At 70.7% G+C, this 13682-nt stretch carries 9 protein-coding genes; 8 read left to right on the plus strand and 1 reads right to left on the minus strand.

Going from position 1 to position 13682, the window contains the following annotated elements; genetic code table 11:
- Nucleotides 1-26: 26 nt before the first annotated feature.
- Nucleotides 27-4049, minus strand: coding sequence for a type VII secretion protein EccCa (gene eccCa / locus LUX31_RS19225; protein WP_235479979.1), 4023 nt, complete (start codon nucleotides 4047-4049; stop codon nucleotides 27-29).
- A 252-nt stretch (nucleotides 4050-4301) separates the two neighbouring features.
- On the opposite strand from eccCa, the gene eccD reads away from it, so the two are divergent.
- The 8 genes from eccD (at nucleotide 4302) to LUX31_RS19265 (ending at nucleotide 13674) form a co-directional block, all read left to right on the plus strand.
- Nucleotides 4302-5702, plus strand: coding sequence for a type VII secretion integral membrane protein EccD (gene eccD, locus LUX31_RS19230; RefSeq protein ID WP_235476014.1), 1401 nt, complete (start codon nucleotides 4302-4304; stop codon nucleotides 5700-5702).
- Between the two features lie 65 nt (nucleotides 5703-5767).
- On the plus strand, nucleotides 5768-7291 hold the full coding sequence (gene eccB / locus LUX31_RS19235) for a type VII secretion protein EccB (protein ID WP_235476015.1): 1524 nt from the start codon (nucleotides 5768-5770) through the stop codon (nucleotides 7289-7291).
- Between the two features lie 337 nt (nucleotides 7292-7628).
- The gene (locus LUX31_RS19240) at nucleotides 7629-7994 is read left to right on the plus strand and encodes a hypothetical protein (RefSeq protein ID WP_235476016.1); all 366 of its coding nucleotides are present in this window, start codon (nucleotides 7629-7631) and stop codon (nucleotides 7992-7994) included.
- An 86-nt stretch (nucleotides 7995-8080) separates the two neighbouring features.
- A complete protein-coding gene (locus tag LUX31_RS19245; protein WP_235476017.1) occupies nucleotides 8081-8401 on the plus strand; it encodes a WXG100 family type VII secretion target in 321 nt (106 codons plus the stop codon).
- Nucleotides 8402-8534: 133 nt separating this feature from the next.
- Complete coding sequence (locus tag LUX31_RS19250) at nucleotides 8535-9014, plus strand: type VII secretion system-associated protein (protein ID WP_235476018.1); 480 nt, start codon at nucleotides 8535-8537, stop codon at nucleotides 9012-9014.
- A gap of 69 nt (nucleotides 9015-9083) precedes the next feature.
- Nucleotides 9084-12782 carry an AAWKG family protein gene (locus tag LUX31_RS19255; RefSeq protein WP_235476019.1) on the plus strand — a complete coding sequence of 1233 codons (3699 nt, stop codon included), beginning with the start codon at nucleotides 9084-9086 and terminating at the stop codon, nucleotides 12780-12782.
- A 27-nt stretch (nucleotides 12783-12809) separates the two neighbouring features.
- Nucleotides 12810-13292, plus strand: coding sequence for a YbaB/EbfC family nucleoid-associated protein (locus LUX31_RS19260; RefSeq protein WP_235476020.1), 483 nt, complete (start codon nucleotides 12810-12812; stop codon nucleotides 13290-13292).
- Nucleotides 13293-13329: 37 nt separating this feature from the next.
- Nucleotides 13330-13674, plus strand: a complete 345-nt coding sequence (locus LUX31_RS19265) for a hypothetical protein (protein WP_235476021.1) — start codon at nucleotides 13330-13332, stop codon at nucleotides 13672-13674.
- The last annotated feature ends 8 nt before the right edge of the window (nucleotides 13675-13682 follow it).

Below are 13682 nucleotides of genomic sequence, written 5' to 3' on the forward strand. Positions count from 1 at the left end.
CCTGCCCGCGGGGGTGGTCCGCCCCCTCAGGGCGCTTCGGGCGGGGCCAGCCGTGCCGTCTGGACCAGGGTCGTCGTCCGCCGGGCGATGCGCATGGCCCGGCCCGGCGGCAGGATGCGCGGCTTGACGTTGCCGAAGAGGTAGCCCTCGGTGGGTGGGCAGGAGAGGAGGAGGCCGGGGGAGTTGACCTCCTGGAGGCGGCGCATCAACGCCTCCTGCAGGCCGCGTCCGGCGCCGGACGCGGAGCGGGCGACGATCATGTGCAGGCCGACCTCGTAGCCGAGGGCGAGGTGGTCCAGGAGGGGCATGAAGGGGTTGTTGCCGGGGCCGGCACCGATCATGTCGTAGTCGTCGACGAGGACGAACAGCCGTGGGCCCGTCCACCAGTCGGCCAGCCGCATCCGGGCCGGGGTGATGTCCTGGCCCGGCACCCGGAGCCGGATCGCCCGTGCCGCGCCGTTGACCAGGTCGCGCAGCGCGTCGACGGAGACGGCGTGCCCGAGCCGGTACTCCTCCGGGACCGCGTCCACCAGGTCACGGCGGTAGTCCACGAGCAGGACGCGCGCCTCCTCGGGCGTGTAGCGCTCGGTGATGGCGCGGGCGACCAGCCGCAGCAGGTTGGTCTTGCCGCTCTCGGTGTCGCCGACGACGATCAGGTGCGGGGTGGCGGCGAAGTCGTGCCAGGCGGGGGCGAGTTTGTCCTCCTCCAGGCCCAGCGCCACCCGCAGCCCGCCCTCGGGCGTGGGCTGCGGGTCCGGCAGCTCGGTGCTGGACAGCGACGAGGGCAGCAGCCGCACCTGGGGAGCCCTCGGGCCCGTCCAGTGCTCCTTGATGTCCAGGACCAGGGCGGACGCCCCGGCCTCGAGGTCCCCGGCGCTCTCCACGCCGTCGATCCGGGGCAGCGCCGACAGGTAGTGCAGCTTGCTGTCGACGGTCAGGCCGCGGCCCGGGGCGGCGGGCACGCTCCTGGCCGTGCGGGAGTCCACCATGGACTCGATGGGGTCGCCCATCCGCAGCTCGATCCGGGTGCCCGACTGGTCGCGCACGGCGGCGGTCAGCTCCACCCAGCGGGCGGTGGTGACGATCAGGTGGATGCCGTAGTTGAGGCCGCGCGCGGCGACCCTGGTGAACGTCTGGATCAGGTCCTGGTGGTCCTGGCGCACGGTGGACCAGCCGTCGACGACCACGAAGACGTCACCGTGCGGCTGGTCGGCGAACTCACCGGCGGCCCGGCGGCCCCGGTAGTCGCGCATCGAGGCGATGCCGTGCTGGAGGAAGAGCCGTTCACGGTCCTCCAGGATGGCGGTGACCTCGGCGACGGTCCGTCCGATCCGCTCGGTGTCCACCCGGGCGGCCACCGAGCCGACATGCGGCAGCCCGGTCAGTCCGGCCAGTGAGCCACCGCCGAAGTCGAGGCAGTAGAACTGCACTTCCCGGGGGGTGTGGGTGAGCGCCAGGGCACATATCAGGGTGCGTACGACGGTGCTCTTGCCGCTCTGCGGGCCGCCCGCGACGGCCACGTGGCCGCCGGCGCCGGACAGGTCGACCGTCAGCAGGTCCCGTACCTGGTCGAAGGGGCGGTCGACGATGCCGACCGGCACCGACAGCCGGCCGCGGCCCGCCCAGCCGACGGTGGTCAGGCCGTACTCGGGGTGCGGCGCCAGCGGGGGGAGGAGCTGGTCCAGCGACGGCGAGGTGTCCAGCGGCGGCAGCCACACCTGGTGGGCGGGCGGTCCCGAGCCCCGCAGCCGATCGAGGGCGGTGGCCATCAGCGTCCGCTCGGTGCCGGGCTGCTCCTCCTCGTCCGGCTCGTCCGGCTCGTCGGGGGTGTCCGGCGCCGGACGGGGCGCGACCCACTCCGTCGTCCAGGGCACGACCTGGCCGGCCGCCCGCGCCTGCGCCACCGGCCCGCTGCGCTGCTGGTAGGGCCCCGAGACGTACGCGGCACGGAACCGGGTCAGTTCCTCCACCCCGCTCTTGAGGTAGCCGCTGCCCGGCTGCGACGGCAGATGGTAGGCGTCCGGCACGCCGAGCACGCCCCGGCTCTCCATGGCGGAGAAGGTGCGCAGGCCGATGCGGTACGACAGATGGCTCTCCAACTGGTGCATCCGGCCCTCGTCCAGCCGCTGGGAGGCCAGCAGCAGGTGCACGCCGAGGCTGCGCCCGAGCCGGCCGATCATCACGAACAGCTCCATGAACTCCCGGTGCGCGGACAGCAGTTCGCTGAACTCGTCGACGATGACGAACAGGCTGGGCAGCGGCTGGAGCGGGGCGCCCGCGGCCCGCGCCTTCTCGTACTCCAGGGCCGAGGTGTAGTTGCCCGCCGCGCGCAGCAGCTCCTGGCGCCTCATCAGCTCACCGTGCAGGGCGTCCTGCATACGGGAGACCAGCGCCACCTCGTCGGCCAGGTTGGTGATCACCGCGGAGGTGTGCGGGAGTTCGTCCAGACCGAGGAAGGTGGCACCGCCCTTGAAGTCCACCAGGACGAAGTTGAGGGTGTCCGAGGAGTGGGTGAGCGCCAGCGCGAGCACCAGGGTGCGCAGCGTCTCGCTCTTGCCGGAGCCGGTGGCACCGATCAGCATGCCGTGCGGGCCCATGCCGCCCTCCGCGGACTCCTTGATGTCCAGTTCGACGGGGGCGCCCTCGGCGCTGATGCCGATGGGCACCCGCAGCCGCTGCGCCGCGCCGCCACGGCGCGCCCACAGCTCCAGCGGGTCGAGGCGGTGCAGGTCCGTGATGTTGAGCAGGGACGTCAACTCGATGTCCGTGGACATCGGTTCGGCGCTGTCGCCGCCGAGCGCCACACGGTACGGGGACAGCCGCATGGCCACCGCCCGCGCCATGGCCGGACCGAGGTGGTCGGGACGGCCGAGCGCCGTGCGCTGCTCCTGGCGGTTGCGGTCGGTGCGCACCAGGCTGACGGTGCAGCCGTCCCGGCCCGCGCCCGGGCCTGTGCGCTCGTCCTCGTCGAACTCCAGGCGCAGGGTGGAGCGTCCGGGCCGCCAGGTGAGTTCGCCGGACAGGTCGAGCACGACGGCGTTGCGGAACCCCGCGCCGTCGAACCGGTGGCCGCCCGGCACGCTCCCGTGGTCCACCACGATCACCGTGAACGGCTCCTCCTGTCCCGGCTCGGCCTCCGGGTCGTGCGGCGGCCGCTCCTGGAACTCCGCGCCCAGCAGGTCCTCCAGGCCGGTCATGGCGGAGAAGACCAGCCGCGCCGGTCCGGCGCCGTCCTGCTCCTCGGTGTGCAGGCTGTGCGGCAGCCACTTCACCCAGTCCCAGTCCGCGCGCCGCTCCTCGGACACGCAGAAGGCCAGCCACAGGTCGTCGGGCGAGTGGAAGACGGCGAGCTGTGTCACCAGGGCGCGTACGGCGCCGCGGATGCGGTCCTCGTCGCCCCGGAACAGCACCCGCGACCAGGCCCGCAGGGACAGCGCGATGGGCTGGTCGGGGACGGTGGCGTAGGCCCGGATGAAACTGCGCAGCGCGTGCGCGGCCAGCGGTTCCAGGTCCTCGACGGGCTTGGTGGACATCGGCGCCAGGCGCAGCCCGAGCCGCTGCCCGCCCACCGCGAGCCGCGCCTCGCCGAAGTCGTCGTGTCCCGGCCTGCGTTCCCACAGCCGTGAGGTGCGGGCCAGCGAGGACAGCGCGCCGGGTTCGGGATGCCGCCAGGAGAGCGCGTACTGCTGCTGCACGAACGCCCCGCGGACCTGGAACCGCGTCTGCCGGAGGTAGCGCAGATAGTCACGGCGCTCGCCCTTGAGCCGGTTCTTGCGCTCGCTGGCCTTGCGCATCACCTGACCCACGATCATCAGCGCGGAGGCGGTCACCATCAGCGCCATGGCGGTGTAGCCGAGCGCCGAACTGCCGCTGCCCATACGGACGAACAGCAGCATCATCGAGGCCGACATCATGCCCATGGGCAGGTAGTTCCACACCGCCGAGGTGTCGGGCACGACCTCCTGCAGGGTGGGCGGCTCCTGGAGACTCAGCTCTCCCTCGGGCATGTCCGGGGCCCGGCGGCGGGCGGGACGACGGAAGAGAACCACACTCAAGGGACAGCCTCTCGGTGGATGGCGCGAAGACCGAACGACCGAACTGTAGAACCCCTCGGACCGCCAACTCGTAGGCGGGGCAGGGCTCCCCGGACCTCGCCGGAAGGGTTCTGTAGGGTACAGCCATCCGATTCCGGACGCCGTTTCCCGCGCGTCGGTCCCGGCCCCCCGACCTCCACACGGTCTCTTCATTCCGCACTGCCCGACGGCCCCCCTCTGCCCGACACCCGGAGAGACGAGCGAGCCTTGACCGACAGCACGGTGGCACATCTGTGCCGGATCACGGTACGAGCACCCGCGAAACTCATGGACCTGGCCGTCCCCGGTGACATACCGGTGGCCGACCTGTTGCCCGCGCTGCTCGACTACGCCGGTGAGGAGGCCCAGGAGTCCGGCCTCGAACACGGCGGCTGGGTGCTCCAACGGCTGGGCGGCGTACCCCTGGACGAGGAGGCCACGCTGGACGTGGCCGGGGTGCGCGACGGCGAGACCCTCCACCTGAGGCCGCGCGCCGACGCGCTGCCCGAACCGCACTTCGACGACCTGGTCGACGGCATCGCCACCACCATGGACCGCCGCCCCTTCGTCTGGACCCCGACGGTCGGCCGACGGGTGCTGATCGGCCTCGCGGTGACCGCGCTGGCCGTGGGCTCGGTGCTGCTCGCCCTGCCCGGCCCGGACTTCTGGCTGCGCATCGGCGTGCTGTTCGCCGGCGGCCTGCTGCTGCTCGCCGGCGCGGCCTCGGCGAGCCGGGCCGTCGGCGACGCCGGGGCCGGAGCCGCGCTGGGCGTGATGGCCACCGTGTACTGGACGCACGCGGGCTGGCTGATGCCCGGCGGCGCCTTCGAGGGCGACCAGGCGCACCAGGTCCTCGGCGCCCGGCTGCTGGCCGCGTCCGCCGCCGCCGCGGGCGGCGCGGTGCTCGCGCTCGCGGTGGTGGCGGCCTTCACCCCGCTGTTCCTGGCCACGGCCGCGGTCGCGGTGGGCGGTGCGCTGAGCGGGCTGCTGCTGATCCTGCTGGACTGGTCGCCGCAGGAGGCGGCCGCCGTGATCACCCTGGTCGCCGTGTTGTTCGGGGCGTTCGTGCCCGCGCTGTCCTTCCGGCTCGCGGGGTTTCGCACCCCGCCGCTGCCGACCAACGCCCAGCAGCTCCAGCAGGGCATCGACCCGCACCCCAGCGGCGACGTGGCCGCCCGTACCGTGGTCGCCGACGTGTGGATGACCGCGCTGTTCGCGGCGGCCGGACTGCTCTGCACGGCCTGTCTGGCCGCCCTGGTCCAGCCCTTCGGATGGCCCGGCGGCTGCATGGCCGCCGCGCTCTCCCTGCTCCTGCTGCTGCACGGCCGCGGCATGGGCAGCTTCTGGCAGCGGCTCGCGCTGATCACCCCCGGCGTGCTCGGCGTGGCCGGCCTGGTGGTGTCCGCGGCCCTCGTGGTCTCGCCGGACACCCTGCCCGCCCTGCTCGTGGGGCTGTTCGCGACGGCGGCGGCGTGCGCCATCGCGTCCTGGACGGTGCCGGGGCGGCGGCTGGTGCCGTACTGGGGCAGGGCCGCCGAACTGCTGCACTCCGCCGCGGCAATCAGCCTGCTGCCGCTGATGCTGTGGATCCTCGGCTTCTACGGGTTCCTGCGGTCGCTGGACCTGTGATCCCGGCGTCCGGCCCAGCCACGTGAATTCTTCCGTGAGTTCTTCGACCCCGTAGGGAGCGAGACGTGCAGAACAGACGCGACCAGGTGCACGCGCACATGTTCGTGATGGGGCGGCTGACCTCGGGGCTGCTGCGCACCGACCTGGACGCGCCGGAGAGCCCCGTCGGCCGCACCAACCGGGGCCTGGCGATCGGCATCGTCGTCGCGCTGCTGGTGTCGGCCGGGGCCTTCGTCTTCGGCCTCATGTCCCCGTCCACCAGCGACTCCTGGCGGGCCTCGGGGACCCTGATCGTGGACAAGGACACCGGCGCCCGCTACTTCTACGCGGGCGGCGAGCTGCGCCCCGTGCTGAACTACGCATCCGCGCTGCTCCTCGCGGCTTCGACCGGCGCCGAGATGACCACCACGGCGGTGGGCACCGACTCCCTGCGGGACACCCCCCGGGGCACCGCCGTCGGCATCGACGGCGCCCCGGACGTACTGCCGGATGCCGACGCGCTCGCCGACTCCCGCCCCTGGCTGGTGTGTTCGGCTTCCGCCGACGGCGCGGGCAGCGACACCACCGTGCTCTCCGTGGCCTCGCCGGCCGCCGCACGGTCACTGCCCGACGGGAGCGCCCTGCTGGTGGCCGACCCGGACGGTGTCCGCCACCTGGTGTGGCGGGGCATGAGGCTGCGGATCGACACCGGCCGCAGCGCCCTGGAGGGCCTCGGCTACGGGTCGGCCGAACCCCGCGAGGTCTCCGCCGCGTTCCTCGACGCCCTGCCGGCCGGACCGGACCTGTCCCCCGCCGACGTACCCGGCAGGGGCGAGGCCGGACCGGCGATCGGCGGGCTCGACACCCGGATCGGACAGGTCTTCCGCACCAGCGTGCCGGGGTCCGCGCGGTCCCAGTACTACCTGCTGCGCCGTGACGGCCTGGTGCCGCTGACGAACACCGGGGCGGCGCTGCAGCTCGGCGACCCGGACACCGCCGAGAAGGCGTACGACGGCGGCCCGGCGAGTGCGCGGCAGCTGGAAGCGGGCGCCCTCAAGGGCCACTTGGCCGCCACGGACACCAGTACCGGCTCGTCCGCCGGGCTGCCCGAGTCGCCGCCGACCCTCGCCGGTGTCAAGGAGGGCCAGGGGGTCTGTGCCGCCGTGACGCCCGGTTCGGCGGCCGGATCCGGGGTGCGGGTGGGCGTCGCGCTCGTGGCGGGGAGCGCGCTGGCCCCTGTCGCCCGGTCGGCGGCCACCACAACCGCGCGGTCCTGCCTGCCGGTTGACGGCGTCGTGGTCGAACCCGGCGGCGGCGCGCTGGTCGTGGCGGGCAGCGCCGCGGGCGGTGACGTCGGCGGCAGCCGGTACCTGGTCACGGACACCGGCGTGAAGTACCGGGTGCCCACGGCCGACGACGAGAAGGCCCTCGGCTACACCGACGCCCAGGAGGTGACCGTGCCCTCGCTGCTGCTGTCGATGCTGCCGACCGGGCCGGACCTCGACGCGTCGGCCGCGTCGGCCGCCGCGGGCGCGCGCACGGTACCGGCCGACACGGGCTGCGGCGGTGGTGCGGCACCGCCGGGTGGCGGTGCCGCCGTGACGCCGTGACGCCGTGACGCCGTGACGCCGTGACGCCAACGCCCTTAAAGCGGCGCCGAGTTCGCCTTTCGGATGTTCACAGTGATGCCAGTGGGTGACGAGGAGGTAAAAGAAGGGCGAGTTGACATGAGTGCTCGTGTGTAAAGGGTCATGAACTGTTGCACCGGCAACTTCCTTGTCTTTACGATCAGATGAGGAATGAGAGTGGTCGGGAACTGCGTCAAAACTCCTCCAACTTCCTGCGTCGGCAACTGAACCCGGCGATCGCCGTCACCGTCCTCCAGGTGGGCCCCTCCGGTCGGGCCGCAGGGGCGACAGCGACGCCGCCGTAGAGAGAAGAGGCAACATGAGCCTGAGCGAGAGCGGCAGCCAGCATTCAGAGGAAGGACCCACCCGTAACGGGATCAGCGCTCTTGAGACGGCGTACAGCGCCGTTCAGCGCATCCTTCAGGACGTGGAGGGCACCAAGAACAACCTGTCGAGTTCCTACCAGGGTTCGGACGGTGGCGCCTACGGCAGGCTGCTCGACCAGTGGGACGACCAGGTGGTCATCATCCTGAACAACCTCGAAGGCATGATCGACAGGCTCAACACGAGCCTGACGGAGCACAATCTGGCCCAGGGCTCCGGCCGCGAAGCCATCGACCAGGCGTTCAGCGCCAGCGAGAGCGCCTTCGACGTCCTGTCCGGTTCCGGGGCCCTCAACGGCTGAGCATGCCCGCCGTGGTCACCGACCGCGGCCCCGGCGACACGACTCCACTGGCACCGCACCGGCACCGAAGAGATGAGGATCCTGGAATGTCCGACACGAGCGACGGCATCATCCACGTCGAGTACAACCCCGTCTACAACGCCGCCGAGGACATGGTCCAGCAGACCCGGGCCATCGCAGGCACCCTGAGCAACCTGGAGATGGAACTCAGCGAGCTCAAGGAGACCTGGTTCGGCGGTGACGCGCAGGTCTACGAGGAGAAGCAGGCGGAGTGGGACGCCGCCGTCCTCACCATGGAGCAGCTGCTGATCAAGCACTCGGACCTGCTCATCGACGTCTCGGACAACTACAAGTACACGGAGAACTACCTGAGCCAGCTCTGGTCCGAGGTGTCCATCGGCAGGTGACCGCGTCCCTGTGCCGTGATGGCACCGCCTCCGGCAGCGGCAGGGCGCCGTCGGCCGGGGGCGGTACCACGACAGCACACGGCACGCCGCCACCGCGGTACCGGGGAGACATCCGTAACGAGGGGAAGCATCCATGGCGGACTTCAGTCACACGGACAAGCAGTCCATCCAGACGTTCATCGACGGGGACCTGGCGTCGTTCATCGGGGACCTCAAGAAGATCCTCGCGGGTGACCCGTCCATGAAGGACTTCGAGAACGGCGTCTACACCGACCGCACCGCGGGCGCGATCGAGAAGGGCAAGCCGATCATGATGGGGAGGATCGACAGGAACGACCTCATGACCGGCACCAGCTTCACCGACGCGCTGTCGACCAGTATCTCGACGGTCGTCGACGTCCTGACGGCACAGCAGGACACGTTCGACGAGATCGACGAGGGCCTGCGCACGACCTTGCACGAACTGTTCAAGACCCAGGGCGACAACCTCGGCAACATCTCGGCGGAGGAGTTCAGCACGTCCATGTCCGACTCCGGATTCGACGACAGTTCGTCGAGCGGTGACTCCACAGGCGACAACGGCTCCGACAGCACCGACGGCGAAAGCGCCTGACGCACCCGCCCACCGGCCCCTGGCCCCCGCCTCTCCTCCCCCACCGGTTCCTCACCCCGGAGTCCTCCCTTGGCCGCCGAAGACACTGATCACTGGGCCATAGCTGTCGAGATGCTCACCGGCTACGAGATGCCCAAACGCAGCTCCGAGGTGTTCGCGGACATAGATGGCGACAGGAACCACGGCAACGTGCCGCTGTTCTCGGTCGCGATCGAGGAGATCCCCTACATGAACATGACGGAGGCCGCGTACCAGGCCTACTCGGGGCTGAACGTCGGCGATCACGACTTCGTGATCCACTTCTACCGGCCGCCGCTGGACAACGCGGAGGAGGTGGATCTCGACGACTACTCCAAAGAGGAGCTCAAGGAGAAGATCTACCCGAGGCTCCACAGGGTCGTCATCGACTTCGTCGGTCCGAACGGCACGGACGTCGAACTCCCCTACTACAACCCGTTCGGCTGGAGCGACAACGGCGACAGCTCGCTGACCGGGATGAAGCACGCCCTGGGGCAGTACGTCGAGGGCGCGGGCAGCGCGCTGCATCACCTCGGCTACGGGGCCATCACGGACCACAACAACATCGGCTTCTCGTCGAACGGCAAGACCGTGTACGTGGAGAAGGCCATGGACTTCGAGTCCTTCACCAGGACGGCCCAGGCGTACGACCGGGTGGCCAGGTTCTTCGTGGACCACGCCGAGACGCTCAAGCAGTGGAAGGAGTCCCTGGGACGGGACACCGCGGCCTGGAAGGGCAAGGCGGCCGGGGTGTTCGCCGAGCTCATCGACGGACTGCACAAGAACTACGCCGGGTTCGCCGACCAGATGCGCCCCAGCGGCTTCTCCGCCGCGCACCAGTCGAAGTGGGACTGGTACGAGTCGACGAGCAGGCAGGGCGACGCCATCCTGGGCGCCGGCAACACCGTCTTCCACACCATCCGTGACATGTACCAGGCGTGGAGCGACTGGGAGAGCGGAACCAACGCCGAGTACGCCGAGATCGTCGCGCCCGACGAGGACCGCCAGTACAGATACCTGCCGGGCCTCGCCAGCCCCTACGGCATCCTCGTGTCGATGCTGCAGAGTCTCAATGAATGGGTCTTCAACCACAACGCCCGGCACCTCGAGCTGAAGACGTGGTCCGACAGCGAGTCGGAGTGGAGCGCCGACGGGCGCGACGAAGAAGGCGACGGCCACTACTACGACACGAAGACGTCGGGGTCCTTCTGGGCCCTGAAACCCGAGGCCGAGCGGTTCATCCCCGGACACGGCTGGCTCCACGACCTCTCCACCTGGACCGGTCTGAGCGCCAAAGCGATCGAGTCCTGGAACCAGGGCGTGGAGGACCACCTGGCTCCCGCGGCCAACAAGGCCATGGAGAACGTCAACCTCGCCTTCATCGAAGCCCAGGGCGTCCTCGAGGAGGTGCTGGAGCCCGAGGTCACCAGCTACCTCAGCGGGACGGGCGGGAGCGGCAGCTCCGGCAGCGGGGACAGCGGGGACAGCGGCGTCGACGACGCGATCGCGGACGGGAAGGAGATCATCGCCGGCATCAACGCCCAAGTCGACGAAGCCATCGAAGACGCGGAAGAGATCATCGCCGGCATCGACGCCCAGATCGACGAAGCCATCGCGCACGCGGAAGAGATCATCGCCGGCATCGACGCCGACGTCGCCGAAGCCATCGCCAACGCGGAAGACACGATCGCCGACATCGACGCCGACGTCGCCGAAGTCATCGCGGACGCGGAAGACACGATCACCGAGACCAACACCCAGGTCGACGAAGCCATCGCGGACGCGGAAGAAAAGATCGCCGACATCGACGCCCAGGTCGACGAAGCCATCGCCAACGCGGAAGACACGATCGCCGACACCAACGCCCAGGTCGACGAGGTGATCGGGGACGGCTCCTTCGGGGACTCCGACGGGCTGACCGGCGGCGTCACCGTCCAGAACCCCGACGGCAGTATCACGACCACCTACTCCGACGGCACCGAGGTCACCACGGACCCGGACGGCACGGTCACCGAGACCGACTCCGACGGCACTGTCACGGTCACCAACCCGGACGGCTCCTTTACCGTCACCGGCCCCGACGGTTCTGTGCAGACGACGGGCTCGAACTTCGACGAGGGCGACTCCCAGTCCATCGTCCCGGTCACCGGCCTCGGAGGCTCCTCGTCGCTGACGGACGGCTCCGGGAGTTCGAGCCGGCTCACCGGCGGCGTCACCGTCCAGAACCCCGACGGCAGCGTCACGACCACCTACCCCGACGGCACCGAGGTCACCACGGACCCGGACGGCACGGTCACCCAGACCGACCCCGACGGCACCGTGACCGTCTCCGGCCCGGACGGCTCCGTGACCGTCACCTCCCCCGACGGCAGCGTGCAGTCGACGGGTTCGGGTGGCAGCGGCCAGATCATCACCACCCCGGACGGCGAGACGATCGTCTCCGGTCCGATCGGCGAGATCACCGTCGACCCGGACGGCAACACGGTCATCTCCGGTCCGAGCGGCCAGATCATCACCAGCCCGGACGGTTCCACGAGTGTGGACGGCCCGAGCGGCAGTACGACGACGTCCTCGGACGGCACGGTCACGGTGACGGGCCCCGACGGCAGTACGACCGTGACGTCCCCGGACGGCAGCGTGCAGGTGACGTCCCCGGACGGCGAGATCACCACGACCTACCCCGACGGCACCATCAGCGTGACCTCCCCGGACGGCAGCACGACGGTGACGTCGCCGGACGGATCGACCACCGGCGGCAACCAGGACGCGATCGACAAGGCCAACCAGGTGATCGCCGACGCCAACGCGGCGGCGAAGCAGGCGATCGCCGAGTCCAACGCGGCGACGGCGGACGCGATCGCCGAGAACAACCAGGCGATCACCGACGCCAACGCCGCGGCGAAAGACGCGATCGCCGACGCCAACGCGGCGACGGCCGACGCGATCGCCGACAACAACGCGGCCATCACCGACGCCAACACAGCGGCGAAAGACGCGATCGCCGAGTCCAACGCCGCAGCGGCGGACGCGATCGCGGACAACAACGCGGCAGTCGACGACGCCAACGCCGCGGCCCGGGACGCGATCGCCGATGCCAACGCGGCTGCTCAGGACGCGATCGACGAGGCCAACAACCAGGTCGCGTCGATTCAGGACGACACGAACACCAACTACTCCGGGAACTCTGGCAATTCGTCGGGCCTCGGTTCGGGCGGATCCTCGTACGGGTACCAGGGAGACTCGGGCTCCGACGGCTACGCGTACGACGATGCCGCCGCGGCCTCCTCCGGATCGGGCGACGGGAGCACGTCCAGCAACCCGTTCGTGCAGGGCGACCAGAGCGGTTCCGGCTCCAGCGCGCTGGGCGGTTCCGGCTCCGGCTCCGGGGGCGGCAGCCCGATGATGCCGCCGATGGGCGGCATGGGCGGCATGCGCGGTGGCGGCGAGTCCCCGACGGAGCGCGAGCGGTCCAGTCCGGGCCCCCGCATGGGCAGGGCGGCCTCGCGGCGCGCCGCGGCGGCCGCGCAGGCCGCCGCCGGCCGCCGGGGGGCGACGGCCGACGAAGAGGTGGACGAGGACGTGATCACCACGCGTTCCAGCGCTCCGTTCGTGCCCGCGGTGCCCCCGCCCGCACAGCGGGACCGGACCACCGAGAGCGACGGCGACCGCGCGCGGGCGGCCTGGGTGACCGAGGACGAGGATGTCTGGGGCACCGACGAGGGCACGACACCGGCAGTGATCGGACGATGACGGAAACACGAGAATCAGGAGTCGGCGATGAGTGACCACGTCGAGAAGCTGGAGCAGAAGCTCGCACAGGCGAACGCGGGGCTGGAGTCGGTACAGGCGGCCGTGGCGGCGGCCGAGCGGCAGATGAACGCCTTCTCGGCCTCCGTGATGTCCAGGGACGGCTCGGTGGAGGCGACGGTGGGCGCGCAGGGCGAGCTGGCGGGCCTGAGGTTCCTGGACGGCAAGTACCGGACCATGTCCGCCTCGCAGCTGGCCGACGCCGTGCTCGACGCGGTCCAGGAGGCGCGTTCGCACCACGCCCGCGCGGTACGGGATCTCTTCGAGCCGCTCACTCGGCCGAGCGCGCTGATGCCGGAGCTGCCCGGCATGGAGATCGACTGGGACCGGATCGTCGGACCCGCGGCCGACGCGCTGCCCGGGGAGCCGGGGGTGCGGTCGGCGAACGACCGGCTGCGTGACGAGATCGACGAGGACGACGACACGTCCGACAGGGCATCGCGCCGCCGGTGAACGGTGTCATCGCGGCATTCCGAGCGACGGAGAAGACATGGCAGACGACGGTACCTTCGAGGTCGACTCCGGGCGCGTCACCGAGGGCGCTTCCGTCTTCGACGAGATCAGCTCGCTCGCCTGGGACATCCTGAACGACTTCAACGGCATGACGGGCGGCCCCCTCGACTGGACCGGCAACGACAAGATCGGACTGCAGATCCGCGGCAACTACGTGACGAACCAGGCCGCCACCGCGGCCTCGCTGTCGGGTATGGCCGAGTCTCTCGAGCTGACCGGTGAGGCGATCCTCTCGAACCTGGGGGACACACAGAACACACAGGCCGACAATGCCGACTGGATCAACCAGGAAGCGAACGATTACGAGGGTCGGCGAGGCTAGCTCGTGGC

It is taken from the genome of Streptomyces sp. GQFP (genome assembly GCF_021545335.1).
Classification (GTDB): domain Bacteria; phylum Actinomycetota; class Actinomycetes; order Streptomycetales; family Streptomycetaceae; genus Streptomyces.